This is a genomic window from Mucilaginibacter sp. A5337, assembly GCF_059690695.1.
The window spans coordinates 122,621-138,738 of record NZ_JCAWEC010000007.1 but is presented as its reverse complement, the minus strand read 5'-3'; the positions used below and the strand labels follow the sequence as shown (position 1 = coordinate 138,738).

General features: G+C 42.9%; 12 protein-coding genes. 8 read left to right on the top strand and 4 right to left on the bottom strand.

Going from position 1 to position 16,118, the window contains the following annotated elements; genetic code table 11:
- The first annotated feature begins 52 nt into the window (after positions 1-52).
- The gene (locus AC59JO_RS23260) at positions 53-895 is read left to right on the top strand and encodes an isocitrate lyase/PEP mutase family protein (protein ID WP_497308338.1); all 843 of its coding nucleotides are present in this window, start codon (positions 53-55) and stop codon (positions 893-895) included.
- 165 nt (positions 896-1,060) lie between these two features.
- Entirely contained in the window at positions 1,061-2,305 is a 1,245-nt protein-coding gene (gene fabF / locus AC59JO_RS23255; protein WP_497308336.1) for a beta-ketoacyl-ACP synthase II, read from the top strand.
- A gap of 54 nt (positions 2,306-2,359) precedes the next feature.
- Here the strand turns inward: fabF and AC59JO_RS23250 are convergent, their stop codons facing one another.
- Positions 2,360-4,033 carry a patatin-like phospholipase family protein gene (locus AC59JO_RS23250; protein WP_413667055.1) on the bottom strand — a complete coding sequence of 558 codons (1,674 nt, stop codon included), beginning with the start codon at positions 4,031-4,033 and terminating at the stop codon, positions 2,360-2,362.
- Between the two features lie 93 nt (positions 4,034-4,126).
- Positions 4,127-4,300: a hypothetical protein gene (locus AC59JO_RS23245; RefSeq protein WP_497308334.1), complete on the bottom strand. Its 174-nt coding sequence runs from the start codon at positions 4,298-4,300 to the stop codon at positions 4,127-4,129.
- Between the two features lie 124 nt (positions 4,301-4,424).
- Here AC59JO_RS23245 and AC59JO_RS23240 point away from each other — a divergent pair, with 124 nt between their 5' ends.
- Positions 4,425-4,856, top strand: coding sequence for a VOC family protein (locus AC59JO_RS23240; RefSeq protein ID WP_497308332.1), 432 nt, complete (start codon positions 4,425-4,427; stop codon positions 4,854-4,856).
- Here AC59JO_RS23240 and AC59JO_RS23235 read toward each other — a convergent pair.
- A complete protein-coding gene (locus AC59JO_RS23235; RefSeq protein ID WP_497308330.1) occupies positions 4,831-6,654 on the bottom strand; it encodes a PAS domain-containing sensor histidine kinase in 1,824 nt (607 codons plus the stop codon). The two genes, AC59JO_RS23240 and AC59JO_RS23235, sit on opposite strands and share 26 nt — an antisense overlap.
- A 293-nt stretch (positions 6,655-6,947) precedes the next feature.
- Here AC59JO_RS23235 and AC59JO_RS23230 point away from each other — a divergent pair, with 293 nt between their 5' ends.
- The 5 genes from AC59JO_RS23230 to AC59JO_RS23210 all read left to right on the top strand — a co-directional run bounded on the left by AC59JO_RS23230 (position 6,948) and on the right by AC59JO_RS23210 (position 12,916).
- Positions 6,948-7,415: a nuclear transport factor 2 family protein gene (locus AC59JO_RS23230; protein WP_497308328.1), complete on the top strand. Its 468-nt coding sequence runs from the start codon at positions 6,948-6,950 to the stop codon at positions 7,413-7,415.
- Positions 7,416-7,537: 122 nt separating this feature from the next.
- Positions 7,538-10,501 (top strand): ligand-binding sensor domain-containing protein, encoded by a 2,964-nt coding sequence (locus AC59JO_RS23225; protein WP_497308326.1) that lies wholly within the window; start codon positions 7,538-7,540, stop codon positions 10,499-10,501.
- A 2-nt stretch (positions 10,502-10,503) separates the two neighbouring features.
- Complete coding sequence (locus tag AC59JO_RS23220; protein ID WP_413667061.1) at positions 10,504-11,130, top strand: response regulator transcription factor; 627 nt, start codon at positions 10,504-10,506, stop codon at positions 11,128-11,130.
- Positions 11,131-11,671: 541 nt separating this feature from the next.
- On the top strand, positions 11,672-12,037 hold the full coding sequence (locus AC59JO_RS23215) for a VOC family protein (protein ID WP_413667062.1): 366 nt from the start codon (positions 11,672-11,674) through the stop codon (positions 12,035-12,037).
- A 12-nt stretch (positions 12,038-12,049) separates the two neighbouring features.
- Positions 12,050-12,916: a helix-turn-helix transcriptional regulator gene (locus tag AC59JO_RS23210; protein ID WP_413667063.1), complete on the top strand. Its 867-nt coding sequence runs from the start codon at positions 12,050-12,052 to the stop codon at positions 12,914-12,916.
- A gap of 1,069 nt (positions 12,917-13,985) precedes the next feature.
- On the opposite strand, the gene AC59JO_RS23205 is transcribed toward AC59JO_RS23210, so the two are convergent.
- A complete protein-coding gene (locus AC59JO_RS23205) occupies positions 13,986-16,061 on the bottom strand; it encodes an alpha-amylase family protein (protein ID WP_497308323.1) in 2,076 nt (691 codons plus the stop codon).
- Positions 16,062-16,118 lie beyond the last annotated feature (57 nt).

The window sequence follows — 16,118 nt, the reverse complement described above, 5'->3', positions numbered from 1 at the left end:
GACTACGGACTAATTTTTAACTTAACTTAGGGAAATACTAATCTGCCTTCAAATGTCATCTGCAATAAATAATATCCAAAATCAAAAAGCTGAAGTTTTTAAAGTCCTGCATGAGCGCGATGGTTTATTTATTATCCCCAACCCCTGGGACGCTGGTTCGGCCAAAATTTTAACCGGCTTAGGTTTTGAGGCTTTTACCACTACAAGTGCCGGGTTGGCTTACGCACTTGGCCGTCCGGATGGGCACGCCCTGGTTAGTCTTAACGAAACACTTGATAACGCCCGCGCTATTATCAATGCCACTCATTTACCGGTAGCTGCCGATTTGGAGAATGGTTTTGGCGATACACCGGAAATCTGTGCCGAAACAATTTTAGCCGCGGCCGGCGTGGGGTTAGTTGGTGGTTCGATAGAAGATGCCACGGGGAATGATCAGGATCCAATTTACAATTTCGACCTTTCGGTTGCACGTGTAAAGGCTGCTGTTGAGGCGGCGCGAAGTCTGCCTTTTCATTTTACGTTGACGGCCAGGGCCGAAAATTTGATCCACGGTAAAATAGACCTGCAGGATACCATCAGGCGACTGGTTGCCTATGCCGATGCCGGGGCCGACGTGCTTTTTGCGCCGGGACTTAAAACAAGAGAGCAAATAAGTGAAGTAGTAAAAGCTGTTGCACCTAAACCTATAAATATTGTGCTTGGCTCGGCCGGTTTTGATATCAGCTTTAATGAACTTGGCGATCTGGGCGTAAAAAGGGTAAGCCTTGGTTCTGCATTGGCGAGGGCGGCTTTGGGCGCTTTTCAGCGTGCTGCTATTGAGATTGCACAGGGCGGTTATAGTTTTGTGGATAATGCCATGCCTTATTCGGATTTAAATAGGATTTTTGGGAAATAATTCAATCCACTTATTTGCTTCAATATCGATGGTTTTTGAACTGTTTTGACTTTTGGTCATGCCATAACCTGGTAATTTTCAGCATGTAAAACCGGTTCGTATCGAAATATCAAAATACCATTTGGTATATTGTTATATCTTTGCGCCGATTTTAATAAAACCATCATGTTAAACAGAGTAGTTATAACAGGTCTGGGCGCATTGACTCCGCTTGGAAATAATGTAAAAACTTATTGGCAAAACTTAATTGCCGGTAAAAGTGGTGCCGCAACTATCACCCGTTTTGATGCATCATTGTTCCGTACGCAATTTGCCTGCGAACTGAAAGATTTCAATATTACAGATCACCTGGATAAAGCCGAACTAAAACGTACCGATACCTTTACCCAATATGCACTTGTGGCAGCCGATGAAGCTATCAAAGATTCGGGGTTTGATTTGAGCAAAATGGACCCCTTTGATGTTGGCATCATCTGGGGCAGCGGACAAGGCGGTATGGAGACTTTTGAGGAACAGGTAACTGAATATGCGAGAGGTAACGGACAGCCAAGGTTTAGCCCTTTCTTTGTACCTAAGTTCATTTCTAATATGGCTTCGGGCATGATCTCTATCCGTAATGGTTTTATGGGGATCAATTATACCACCGTTTCGGCCTGTGCTACCTCTAATACTGCTATTATGGATGCTTTTAACTACATCCGTTTAGGTAAGGCTAAAATCATTGTTACAGGAGGTTCGGAAGCGCCTATTACGCCGGCTTCTATTGGCGGATTTAGCTCGATGAAAGCGATGTCGGGCCGTAATAACGACCCGCAGCATGCCTCAAGGCCATTTGATATCGACCGTGATGGTTTTGTTATGGGCGAAGGCGCTGGTGCCCTGGTATTGGAAGATTATGATCATGCCGTTGCCCGCGGCGCACATATTTACGCAGAGGTAACCGGGGCATCAATGACTGCCGATGCTTACCACATGACTGCAACACATCCTGAAGGTCTTGGGGCTGCCCGTGCTATGCAACAGGCGCTTACTGAATCAAGCTTAAGCATTGAAGATGTTGACTACCTGAATATGCATGCCACCTCGACCCCGGTTGGCGACTTGTCTGAGATTAACGCTTTGCTTGCTGTTACAAAAGGTAAAGAAACAAACACCATTATCGGTTCAACCAAATCAATGACCGGTCACCTGCTTGGTGCTGCCGGTGCTATTGAAGCTATCGCTGCTATAAAATCAATCGAAAACCAAATTATACCGCCAACAATCAATACCACAACTTTGGATCCTGCGATTCCGGACACATTGAAGTTTGTATTGAAAGATGCCATCGACCATAAAGTAAAAGTAGCCATGAGCAATACTTTTGGCTTTGGCGGGCATAACGGAATAGTAGTATTTAAGGCGGTTTAAAAACCGTTAAAGACTTACGAAGTTTTTAAAACTTCGTAAGTCTTGTTTATACTGTTACGGCAGCAGTTTCCAGGTTTTAAGTTCGCCTTTTATCACTACCATAATTTTGTTGGTTACCATCCGGTTCAGGATCACCTTGGCGCCTATCCACAACAGGCTTTTGGTAAGCCAGCCAAGGTCTGCTACATTGAGCATAATGGTCTGGATTCTATCTTTTAAGCCACCGCTAAACCTGTCAATATCCTGTTCTTTAATAGTGGGCCAGTTGTTCCCCGAACTGAACTTGATATCGGGGAATTTAATGTCATTCTCAAATACAGGGATGATCTGGTAGCTATCACTTTGGGTTGATTTATACTTAGCTTTATCAGCATTGGCATAACCATCAACAAATATCGGATTAGTTGTAAGCGCCTTAGCCGGTATGGTAAAGTAATCGCGTAAAAAGATTTTGCAGTTGTGCCGCCCTAAAAAGAAATCATGTACCCTGAACTCTTTATTTAAAAATCCGCTAAACCCGCTTAGCGCACCGCATGCTATGGCTTGTTCGCCGGTTAGGTCGGTTGATTTACCATCCGGCGTATCTACCCTTCGCGATGGTGTGATCAGGTACTGACCTGCGCAATCTTCGTCCATAGCATCTTTAATGTTAACAGCCTTTGAGCGCATTTGCGACAGCATGGACGACAGGGTTAAGCCCACTACATTTGATATAGCCCTTGATTGCGAGATTGGGGTTGGTGCCTGGGTAGGGAATGGCTCAATCATCAGCACCGTTGAAATAAACTTGTTAAAGTTATTGTAATCTGTATCGGGCTGGCCGGTAAGGTCGTCCAAAACGCTTCTGACTTTATCAAAAGGTTCGTTATTGATCATACCGCCGTCAACATTCAGCGTTTGATATGCGCCGGCATCAATAGGGCTATTAGTAAGGTAATTGCTTAACCATGGGTTATTGTTTACATATTGGGCATCACGTTTAACTATGCGCGATTGCAGGCCAACAGGAAAAGCACCGGTAGCCATGGCGGCGTCGGCAGCTATATCAGTGTTGACTTTATTTTTCAGATCCAGCGGCATCCAACCGTCGTTATGCCCGGCAATAGCATTTTCGGTTAGCTGAAAACATGCGTAATCATTATGGATGCGCATATTATATTTGGTACGCTGCAGCGATGAGGTGTTAAACGGAACGTTGTAGGCGTAGCCTTGAAGATTGGTAAGCGTAGTAAAGATCTTTAAACCAGGTTTGATATAGGCCGGTGTAGGCTGCCATTGTTTCGGATCGGCAGAAACAACGCGCTTAGCAACATCATTGATAAAATCGGAGTTGAGGGCCGATATTACGCCAGAGTTTTTGATGTCGGATGTATCAAGCATTTTCGAGAACATATCAGCCTGAACAAGATCGACCCAGGAGTGGTAAAGTTTATTTTCAGGGTGTTCGGCTAAAATATCGCCCGATGGTTTGTCGATATGGGTTATAGGGTTATTGAGCGATGAAGCTGCCATGATACTGGTCATACCACCTGCCGATGCGCCGCCCATTACCGGAATCTGCACCCTATGAGATGGAACGCCGGGCTGGCCGCGACGCTTGTCCCATTCGGTCAATGCCTGTAGAAGATAATCGATAACACCTGCTGTATAAGCTCCGGCAGATACGGCGCCGGCCATACAAAGTCCTACATAAAATACTTGCTGATCTGAAGTTTTATCTGCTGCCATGAGATAGATGTTAGGTTGGGTTGTGAAATTTATAAAAAGGATGCTGTAAAGCGGTACGTAAAAATACGTTAGTTGATAGCGGGTTTTACCCAATTACATAGCTTTATCGGCCTTTTGCGGTTTAGGTTGTTCCCTGGGTTTAAGTTCCTGATCAATAAGTTGTTGTTCAAAGTTTTTTTCGTCTTTGCGGTCGGTTTTAACTATCCATACTATTAATGTTATTAACAGGGCTATTACAATGCCTACTGTAAAATAATTGACTTGCATGTTTATATGTTTGGTTAACTAAATTTAACCGGGCTGTATTAACTGGCGATTAAATTTGAGTGTGTAATGAAACCTGTTGATCCTGAGTTTTAAGAGAAATAATGGCAATTAAACCAATTACACTATGCAAACTCAGGTAGCGGCTGTTACTATTGCTGTTAAAGATCTCGACGCTATCAAAGCATTTTATATCCAGAAAATTGGGTGGCAAATTCTTGCTGAAAACGAAAGGCTGGTAATGTTAAAGCTTGATAATTTGGTACTCACACTATGTAGTGAGCTATTTTTTGCAGAGTATACAAATATAAGCAATAATGATGGGAGTAAACGTTTTTATCTTACCATAAATCTTGCCTCAAAGACCGATGTTGATAGAACAATAGCCCAATTAGATCAAGCGGGCGTGCAAATACAAAAGCAGCCTGCCGAAACATTTGGGGAGGCTATGCCGGTTTTATTGCCGATCCGGAAGGTAATTGCTGGGAGATCTGTTATAATCCCTATACGCAGGTTTAGCCAATCGGGTTTTGTTAGATTCCATTTAGAGGTAATGTAAACCAAAAAGTGCTGCCTTTACCAACTTCGCTTTCAACACCCATTTGGCCACCATGGCGGTCAATGATCTCGGCACTGATGTATAAACCAAGTCCGAGGCCTGAGTACTGAATTCCTGAGGTGTCAACCCTATAGTACCGCTCAAATAAATGCGGGATTTTATCGGCCGGAATACCTTTGCCGAAATCCTGAATAGATATTTTGGCTTCGCCATCCTGTTTGGTAATGTTGATGATGATATGATTGCTTTCGGGTGCGTATTTAACTGCGTTGTTCACGAAATTAACAACAACCTGGTCAATTCGTTGCCTATCGGCAAATAGCAGAAGTTCGGTATCTCCGGTGAGCTCTAATTCATGCGTACCTGCAAGCCTGATATGATCACAACATTCATTGATCATTTGCGCAGCGGGAAAATGTGTTTTATGTAACGATAGCTGTCCGGCCGTTATTTTTGATACATTGAGCAAACTATCAACCAATTGCTGCATCTTATTTAAGCTGCTGTTGCCGCGGTTAATAAACTGGGGGATCTTATCAGATGAAGGATCAACCTTGATCAGCCTGTCCAGCAATTGCATCGATGCTTTGATCGATGTCATTGGCGTTTTTAGCTCATGGCTGGCTACGCTGATAAAATCGTCTTTTTGCTGTTGCAAATGTTTAAAATCGGTAATATCCAGCAAAGTGCCCAAGATACGTAATGGCTTGTTTACTGAACCGTAATAAACCTTGCCCTGCGCCCTTATCCAGCGTGTAGAGCCATTAGGCCAGATAATCCTTGCCTCATAAAACAACTTTCCGGTGGTGAGAGCCGTTTTATGTGCGTTATTGCGCAATTCAACATCATCGGGATGCAGCGCTTTTAAAAATAAATTGCGCGGTGCATCAGGACCAACACCAAAAATAATGTTAAACCTTTCAGATGTAAGGATCTCATCAGTAACCAAATCGAGGTCAAAGGTGCCAATTTCGGCGGCTTCAACTGCAAGCCTTGCCCTTTCTTCGGCTTCTTCAATTTTACGCCGGGCAAAAAACTTTTCAGTTACGTCAATAGCGATGACCATAATAGCGCTGATTTCGCCGTCAAAACCTCTGATGGGCTCGTATACAAAATCAACAAACACCATTTCTGGTATCCCATTGCGTACCAGTAATAATTTATGTTCTTTGGCAGTAATTGGCCGGCCTGTTTCAATAACATTGTCCATTACGGGGCCGTATAGATCTGCAGCCTCCGGTATGGCGTCCCAAATGCCCCGGTTTTCCATTTCTGCACGTTTTCGGCCAACAAGCTCAAGGTATGAATCGTTAACTACTTCAATTACCAGGTTATCACTGTTAACAATGCAGATGCCTATCGGCGCCTGTTTCACCATGTTATACAAAGTATGCCGGCTCTCTTCCATAGCCTGCCGTGCATGCTCTATTTCGGTAACATCGGTCGAGAAACAAATAACACCCACAATTTTTCCCTGTGTGTTACGCACAGCCTGAAAGGTAAACTTGTAATAACTGATTTGCCGCTTTCCGTTAATTATAAATTCAGCCGGCTCATTGTTACCGTAGTAGGTTTCGCCGGTATGGTACACCTCGCTTATCTGGCTGCTGAATGGCTGGCCATCGAGGTCGGGCAGTGCTTCATCAAACGGTTTTCCAATTACTGTTTTGTCCTTCCCCCATGCTTTTAGGGCAGCTTCGTTGGCTATGGCTATAAGCTTATCCTTACCCATACACATGTATACTGGAAAGGGTGATGCCTCAACAATACTTCGGAAAAAGTTTTCGGTAGGTTCCAAGTTGCAGTGGGGGTTTTATAGGTGAACGACGCTCTCAAAAATAAAAATATTTTCGTATAGATTTAAATATCCATGCAGGTTCTGGTATTGTTTATCGATAATTAAAGAATTATCTGAAAAAGGCTTGCGATTAGATATTCACTGCTAAAAATGTGCGAAAAATGAACTTGATAGGCGAAAAACACCTGCTTGCTGTTTAGGTAGCTATGAGCCCCTGCAACCGGGTTGCTTAGGTGTGATGTGCATATTTTTTTGATGAAACCCTGCCCACATTTGATCAAAAAATATCACAGATGAAAAATAAATTTTTATTGGCATGTATAGTAGGGTTATTATCTGCCAGCACCATTTATGGCCGGCCAACAGCCGAAACTGAGTATACCAGTGTGATCCGCGATTTCATTGACAGCCATATGACCTCTAACTTCAAGAAATTAAAATCAATAATGAGCGAAAATTCTGTATTGAAGATCCCCCGCGGTGAAAAGGTACTTGTACAGGAAAAAGACGACCTGGTAAGCATGATGAAAAAGGACGCTGGCACACAACAAAACTGTGCGTCAAGCTATGAGGTATTAGCCAAAAGCGATGCTATGGTGATTGCCCGGGTTGATTTTAATTATGAAAACTGTTCGCAGCATGATTACCTGATCATCGAAAAAAATGATAAACAGGACTGGAAAATTACCCAGGTTTGTAAAATGTTTGAGGATATAAAAACGCCTTTAACCAACGATAATTCTGTTGTAGCTAAAAACTAAATTTTACTTCCTTAACTCATAATAATTAATCACCCTATTGGGGTGATTTTTTTTATTTTAATTAGCTTTAATTTAACTTTTTAATTGTACCCCCATACAGGTAATTTAAATTACGTTTTTAATTGAATAAGCTATCCCGTTTCCCCGTTTTTCTGTTTTTGTGTTTGCTGGTTTGTATGGTGTTGTTTACAGGCCGGACCTACGCACAGAAATACATTTTTGCGCACTATGATATTGAGGATGGGCTCATCCAGTCGCAAATCAATAAGCTATCGATGGATACCGATCATCGGTTATGGATAGGTACGTTTGGCGGCGCCTGTCGTTTTGATGGAAAGGATTTTACGGCTTATACCCGTTTAACCGGTTTACCTGATAACTACGTTGCAACCATTTTTTCGGATAAAGGTGGCTGTACCTGGTTTGGTACAATGAATGGGCTTGCAAGGCTTTACCATGGGCGCATTATAAAGTATAAGCCCGATACCCCCCTGAAGCGCTATTTTGTAGGTAATATAACCCAGGACGGGGATGGAACTATCTGGGTAACATCTGCCGGCGCACTGTTCAGGATTAAAAATAATAAGATGCAGCACGTGCCCATCGGCGATGATCCTGATATTTTTATTACCAGTTTGGCCGTTAACAGCACAGGCACACTTTACGCAGCTGTTTACAAAAAGGGAATATATCGCCTTAAAGGGCAAAAATGGGAGCACGCAATAGACGTAGGCCCGCAGTATGAAGAACAGATTATTAAGCGCATTTTTTTCGATCGTTTTGATAAAAACAAAACTTACCTTTTAACCCGCTCAAGTTTATTGTGTGCAAAAGATGGGGTTGCTAAGCCACTGGATCAAAAAAACATCACCGAAAAAATAAAAGGGCAGCTTTTATGTATTGAACAGGATGCCGATGCCAATATCTGGTTGGGTACCGACAATGGTGCCTATTGTATTATGGACGATGATGAGGTGATCCACTACAACTCATCAAACGGGCTTACCGATAACTCTATCCCCGATATTTATTTTGATGCCGATAAAAACTTATGGTTGGGCAGCCTTGGTAATGGCCTTTACCGCTGTGAAGGCGACAGATATACCGTATTTGATCGTACACAGGGAATCCCGGATTCAAAAATTGTAATGTCGGTTACTGAGGATTGGAACCACAATGTTTTAATGGGGATTGATGGGGCTGGTCTTTTGCGGTATGACGGAAAAAAGACCAGTGAAGTACCGGTACCAACAGGTTCGCCATATTTAAAGGGGGTACAAAGTTTATATACCGATAAAAATGGTACTGTTTGGATAGGTACCGGTCAAACCGGGTTATGGCAGTATGATAAAAGCGGTTTCAGGCAGATAAAAAACAGTTCGGGCTTTGCTTACAACTTTATTACTGCCACTGATGACGGCACTATCTGGCTGGCTACTTCCATGGGCTGTTTTTATTATCAAAATGGCGAATTGAAACAGCTGGAGGGCATTCCTTCGTATTCGGCTTCAATGCTTGGTATGGGGCGTGATTCGGTTTTGATAGGAACACAAGGTGGGGTCATGCTTGCCGTAAATAAAAAAATAGTTCCTTCGTTCAAACTTAAATCATTTCCGGCTACTGCGGTTTACAGCATGATCCGGTACCGCGACCTGCTGCTGGTTGGTACCGACGACAGCGGCTTATATACCTGGGATATGACAACCGGGGCGGTTCATATTTATAATATAGATGACGGCCTCAAGGCCAACAGTATTTACAGCCTTGTTGCCGATGAACGCGGTAGGCTTTGGATGGGTACAGGCCGCGGGATCAACCGGATGCAGTATAATCCGGCAAAGAAAACTTTTTGGGTAATTGACAATATAGGCTCAAAAGAACCTGTGGTTGAAGCCAATCAAAATGCCATTATGCACCGCGGCCGCCAGGTTTGGATCAGCACAACCAAAGCCGTTATGGTGTATAATACTATGACAAAAATGGTTGCGTCGCCACCGCCGCATGTGTTCATTAAATCGGTACAGCTCATGAAAGAGGACGGAGAAAAACGTTCTTCAATTGATCTGAATGACTGGGCCGAGTTAAAGCATAACCAAAATCATTTATCAATATCTTTCTTAGGAGTTTATCTCAAAAACCCGGATGCCGTATCTTACCAATATAAACTGGTTGGGCTTGATAGCGCCTTCAGTTCGCCTATGCGTAATAATGTGGTTAATTACCCTTCGCTGCCGCCGGGTACATATACATTTAAGGTAAAGGCAATAAGCCCGGATGGGCAGGTGTCTCCGCAAATGGCCAGTTTTAGTTTTGTTATAATTCCGCCTTTTTATCAAACATTTACGTTCAGGCTATTAGCTATCGTATTGTTGGTGTTTCTTGGTTTTGGAGTGCAGAATTTGGTACATCAGCGTAAAATAAAACGTGAAAAGGCCATTGAAGCCATGAAGCGTGAAGAGAAGCTAAAGATTCGCCAGCAAACAGCCGAAGATTTTCATGATGATCTGGGTAACAAATTAACCCGGATCACCGTCTTATCAGAGATACTGAATGCTAAAATAGACAAGGAGCAGGCGGATCAGCGTGGAATTGTTGATCAGATCAAACAAAACGCGGCATCATTATACAACGGCACAAAGGATATCCTGTGGGCACTTGACCCTAAAAGCGATAACCTGTATGAAACCCTCAACCATATCCGCGAGATTGGGATAGAGGTTTTTCATGATGTGCCTGTTGATTTTGAGTTTGCCACCCTTGATGAGGACATTCAGCTGGTAAAGTTACCTATGGAGTATAGTCGTAATATCACCATGATATTTAAGGAACTGTTAAATAACATCCTTAAACATGCCGATGCAGGGCTGGTGATTTTTGAACTTGACCAAAGTGATAAAAACGCGATTGCAATGAAGGTAACAGATGATGGTAAAGGGTTTGACAGCAACGCAGCCCATCGCGGGCGGGGCATCAATAATATTAACGCCCGCGCTAAACGTATCAATGCGTCATTGCTTATTAACTCACAAGCTGGTAAAGGCACGTCAGTGACGTTAAAGTTTAGTAAAAATCAACTAAGTAATTAAATATGGGGCGTACCATTAAAGTAAGTATTATTGAGGATGATGAAACCCTGCGCGATGGCTATGCCTTTTTAATTGGCGCTACAGAGGGTTATGATGTGATCAGCACTTACTGTTCATATGATGAGGCTTCAAAGAAAATAGCTACAGATAAACCAGATGTAATACTGCTGGATATAGAACTGCCCGGTGTTAATGGCATTGATGCTATTCCTAAATTAAAAAAGTTACTGCCCAATTGCTATATCCTGATCCTGACCGTTTATGAATCGGAAAAGCAAATCTTTAACGCATTGGCAAACGGTGCTTCGGGATACCTTACTAAAAATACCCCTTCAACCAAAATCATCGAATCCATAAAAGAGGTGCGGGAAGGTGGAGGCCCGATGAGCATTAATATTGCGCGCCTGGTAATCCGCTCGTTTCAAAAAAACCAGGAATCGCCTTTATCCAAGCGTGAAACTCAGATTCTTGAACTGATAGGTGAGGGCAAAAGCCGCGGCCAGATTGCTAATGAATTGTTTATTGATCTTGAAACTGTTCGCAGCCATATCAAAAATATCTACCTTAAGCTTGACGTAAACTCCCGCGCCGATGCTATTAAACTGGCAAGGCAGAATAAATTGATATAAGGAAAAACCATGTCATTGCGAGCGTAGCGTGGCAACCGCATGCTATACAGAGCGGCCAGGCTTCCGTGCGATTGCTTCGTGCCTCGCAATGGCATGATTTTATAGCAATTCTGCCCTTTTGGGTATTGTCACCATGGGGTTCGGAAGATTTTTCAATTCCCTCCTTGGGGAGGGGTGCGGCAGCGTTGTGTAGTGGGAGGGAGGGGTTTATGCGTCGTTAAGCAGATAAGTCTGCCGTCGAAACCCCTCCCTACACCCTCCCAAGAGAGGGAATTGCACAATCCCTGCTTTTTTAATCTTCCGAACACTTGTTGTTACCAACAATTCTGATGATCAATCCAAACGCTTATTTTCATTAATTCACAAATCCCCCAAATAGGGGGATACTATCCCCCCGCCGGTAAAGTACCTTTGATATGTTAAGTAGTTTTAACTGACCGGCTACTGTAAACCCGCTTCAAAAAATTATCCTGTACGCTGCCCCTGGCCAACAGGTTGATTTCCATTATTAAATCTGGTTTCCGTTAATAACTACTGTAACATGAAATTGAAATATATACCTGTGCACACTGCCGATTTTGAGGGACAATTAGACTTCTATACTCAAAAGTTAGGTTTCAGAATAACAGGTACAATGACATTTTACGAGGGTAGGGAAAGTACGGTGATACGGTCGGATAAATTAAATGTGGCTTTGCTTGTAACTAATAATGACAGCAACAGTGATAAGAGTAATATTATCATTAACACAACCGACTGTTTGAACGATTATCATGTGCTCCGGACGGCAGGAGTGTTCTTTTGCAAATCGCCGGCCTATTTACCGGCAGGATTGGCAGCCGAATTTTTAGACCCGGCGGGCAACAAATTTATGTTACTGGAAGAAAGAAATTATAACGAACAATAAAATCATATCACAATGGACTATTCAAAAGTATTACGCAACAACAATAAGATTGTAAGCCGCACCGGCGGCCAGAGACAAGGGCCGCAGTATACTTCAGATTTAAGCCTTCGCTTTGTTTTAAGCGGTAATGAACGTTATGATATTGGCCGCAGGCATTTATCTATTTACCCCGATTCATTTTTAATCCTGAACAGGGGCACTCAATATTCAACCGATACTGACCTTGATCAGCAGGTACAGTCGTTTGCCATTAATTTTGATCAGCAGTTTTTGCAGGATTTTAAAGATTGCTGGACATTTGGTGATGATAACCTGTTAAATAAAGGCTATGGCAACAGCAAGGCACAGCCCGAATTTAATGAAACCATATATCCTTTTGCGGGTGATATAAAATACAATGTATTTCACCTGAAACAACATCTGGACAATGGAATGCAGGACGAAATGCTGATTAACGAATACCTGCACCACACGCTCATCAATTATTTTCATATTTATAATGACGAGATCTGCAGAAAAGCCGAAAAACTCGACTTTTTAAACCAGGGCACCAGGGTTGAGATCCTGCGCCGTCTCAATCTGGCTAAGGAGTACCTGTACAGTAATTATAATCAGAATATTAGCCTTGAAGATCTCGCCGAGCATGCCTGTCTTTCGGTTAACCATTTGCTGCGCACTTTTAAGCAGGCTTTTGGTTTAACACCGCACCAGTTTTTGATACAGCTGCGTTTAAAACGCTCGTTGATGTTGCTTAAAGATACCCGCTACCCTGTAAATGAGGTAGTTGGCATGGTGGGTTTTGAGTGCCCGAGTTCGTTCATCAGGTTATTTCGCACGCATTATAAGATAACGCCGTTAAAGTACAGGCAATCAGCATAATAAGAGTTTTCTTTTTGTGTTAGGATGGTGCTTTTCACACATGTAGCACGCCTTTAACACCCTATGTTTGTAGTACCAGATAGTTTTTTGTTAAGGATATTTGGTCAGTTAATAGTTAATGAAAAAGTCAGTAACGCGAGGTCACTGACTTTTTGCTTTTAGGGGCAGATGGATGAATAGAACATAAAAACTATGTCATTGCGAGGAACCATCAGGGGAAAACCTTGAAAAAAAACGTAATGACGTATAAAATATATTTCAGCGATGGTGTGCGAGGGCCGCGTTAGTGATAGTAGCGGATACCGGCCAATGTCATTAAGTTAAGAAAAATCCCCCAGAGGGGGAACAGGTTTGTAGCAATATCATTTACCGAAAATAACCGTGCCAGAGGTACGGAACACCGGAGTTGTGTACCTCCGGCACACTAAGACACACAAATCTCTTATTTCTACAAACCTTTTGCACCTCTGGTGCAACCTGTCAATCCCTTAACTTAATGACATTGGGATACCGGCCTTGTGGCTAATGCCCGTGCAGTATGAGCGGATAGCACGGGCCGCAGGCAACGCCCATATTCATAAAACCGTTAACAAAAACATAGCTAATAATCAATAACTTACAATCACGTCATTATAGGCGTCGCACGGCAATCGCGTGTTATACAGGGCGGCTATGCTTCCGTGCGATTGCTTCGTCGTTCCTTCTCGCAATGACATTGAATTATGGTTTTGTCCGAAAATATGCGAAAATCAACATTTGGCTTCTTTACTGTAACATTCTCCAAAAAATATCGTCTCTTAAGTTAAAACCTACTGCTATGAAATTTTTTACCATATTGGCCGTCACCGGGGGATTGTTTTTTTCTTCGCTCCAAATAGAAAAAAGCAATGTGGCAAGCATGAAACACAATAAAAACAAATGCTGTATAAACGCCAAAAAATCAAAATGCCCGCTTGCATGCAAACGGGCAAAATCAGTTAAGCTAAACAGTTAAAACGATACAGGGTTCATCCCCTCAAAAGGCGTCCGGCGATTAAAGGGGAATCTGTTGCCGGCGCCTTTGCCGTGTTTATTTGTTCAGATCAAATTTTAATAATTCAGCATCTCCTGCTTTTACTAAAACGACTTTTGTATTTACGTTAGTACCTTTCAGTAACGACTTCGCATTTGCTGTTTTCCCTGGATCAAGACCAATCCTTTTCGGGTCGATAGTATAAGCTTTATCGGTATCACCGTAATTGAACAGCGCCAGGTAAAAGCTATTGCCAATATTGATTGAAAACTGCTCCGTTGTTCCTGTTTCAGTATTCCCCTCAACCGGTCTGAAAGCTTTTCCGTTTTGTACAATCTTTAAAACTTCGGGGTTTTGATACATAGCTTTTGCCCGATCGCTCCATTGACCATGCGTAGAGAAATCATCGCCTGTTATGAACGTTCCTGTAACAATTGCCGAGAGCATCCTTGCCCTGTTTGCGCCTTCGCTTTCGGTTGAAAGTACAACATGGTCGGCATCAATATAATTGTATAGATAAGTTTGCCACCAGCCATAGTTTACGCTGTTTAATGTATAACGGGTATCCTTTATGGTTTTAAAGGCATCGCATGCAATGCGCCGCATGTGGGCGTAACGGCCGGTTGCCAGGCTGGGGGAGATGGCCGCATAAACCAGCATCTGATCACCCAACTGATCAATCAGGTGTTCCATTCCTTTTTTACAGGCCTGCATACCCGTGGTGATCTTCGGGTCATAAAAATGACTTGATTCGGCTGCCGCATGGCCTAAAAAGTCTATCTTGATCATTTTAAAGCCGCAGGCTTTTAGTTTGCCAATCACATAGTCGATATGTTGCAAGGTACCCGGATGGGTTGGATCGGTTGCGCGGGCACCGTCAATGTCATGATAGCTGTCGCCAACCTTTGTCCACGTTTCACCATAGGTGTAGTTGCTTCCTAAAACTTTGCGATCGGGGCCGCCCTGCCATCCCCAATCGGTAAATGGAGCCCAGTACACGCCGGGTTGTAAGCCTTTTGATTTGCAGTAATCGGCAAATGATTTCAGCTTGCTAAAATCTCCTTCCCAGCCACCGCTGATCATATTATCCCAAAACGAATCCAGATCAATAAATGCAGTATTGCCATTGCGGAAGGCCGGAATGCTATCGGCAAAAAAGTCGGTTACTTTAATGGCTTTGTCGTAATTCAGTTTTTCCTGCATAACACCCCAGCTGTTCCAGCCAACAGGGGTAGGTTTTGTCCAGTTAAAGATGTAAGGAGGCTCGGCAATTCGGTTGGCTTTCCCAAACTCCTCCATACCGTTGCGCCAGTCGGCAAAGCAGCCAACAAATACCTTAGGCGATTTAACTGTATTGCCGCTGATAAAACCATGAGCAATTTTATCACGGTTTACGGCTTCTTCGGTATAACCACCCCATACTTCAAACGTATTGGCGCTGTCTTTTTTTGCAACGGTGCGCACGCCGGTTTTCCAGATCTCGTGTTCCACAGATCCAAACACTAAGCCTTTGCGGCTTTTGTTATCAAAAACTGTCCCTACCTCGGCACTGGTATTGGTTAGCGGTGCTTTGAAGGTTTTTGAGTTATAGCTGATGAATGTATCGTTATCAAAAGGTACAAAGAGGGAACGGGTATCGCCGGGGATTGCAGCCATATTTCCGGCTATCGGCTCCATGTAATTTGTTTTCAGGTTTTTACCCTCAACATAAACCTCTACTAAAAAGTAACCTTTATGCGATGGATAGGTATAAAACACTTGTACCATGTTAGGTAAATTATTACCGGTTAGAGTAAAGCTATGTTTTACACCTTTCCCAAAGCCATCGGTTACCAATGTTTTATTGTAAGAAATGTTTTTGTACTCCTTTGAAGTAATAAGTTTTCCGTTGATGCCGGCTTTACTAAAACAATTGCTGAGTATAATTTTGCCGTTTTCGATAATAGAGAAGGTGCCGCCTTTTTGATCGTAACGGATAGTACCGGCAGGGCCATATGAAAACGATACATCGCCTTGCTGGGTTGGTTGATTGTTAATATTGGGGGTTGATGCTGAAACAATTGCCGGCCGCCAAACGCAAAGCAAGCCGGACAACTGCACAGCAATTATAAAACGATTAAGAAATTTTTGCATGAATTTAAGGTTTATTAAATGTCTAAGTTACATTTTATTTATTGTGCACAACAGCTT

Coding starts and splice junctions, on each gene's coding strand:
- AC59JO_RS23260 (WP_497308338.1), top strand. CDS start 53: ATGTCATCTGCAATAAATAATATCCAAAATCAAAAAGCTGAAGTTTTT.
- fabF (WP_497308336.1), top strand. CDS start 1,061: ATGTTAAACAGAGTAGTTATAACAGGTCTGGGCGCATTGACTCCGCTT.
- AC59JO_RS23250 (WP_413667055.1), bottom strand. CDS start 4,033: ATGGCAGCAGATAAAACTTCAGATCAGCAAGTATTTTATGTAGGACTT.
- AC59JO_RS23245 (WP_497308334.1), bottom strand. CDS start 4,300: ATGCAAGTCAATTATTTTACAGTAGGCATTGTAATAGCCCTGTTAATA.
- AC59JO_RS23240 (WP_497308332.1), top strand. CDS start 4,425: ATGCAAACTCAGGTAGCGGCTGTTACTATTGCTGTTAAAGATCTCGAC.
- AC59JO_RS23230 (WP_497308328.1), top strand. CDS start 6,948: ATGAAAAATAAATTTTTATTGGCATGTATAGTAGGGTTATTATCTGCC.
- AC59JO_RS23220 (WP_413667061.1), top strand. CDS start 10,504: ATGGGGCGTACCATTAAAGTAAGTATTATTGAGGATGATGAAACCCTG.
- AC59JO_RS23215 (WP_413667062.1), top strand. CDS start 11,672: ATGAAATTGAAATATATACCTGTGCACACTGCCGATTTTGAGGGACAA.
- AC59JO_RS23210 (WP_413667063.1), top strand. CDS start 12,050: ATGGACTATTCAAAAGTATTACGCAACAACAATAAGATTGTAAGCCGC.
- AC59JO_RS23205 (WP_497308323.1), bottom strand. CDS start 16,061: ATGCAAAAATTTCTTAATCGTTTTATAATTGCTGTGCAGTTGTCCGGC.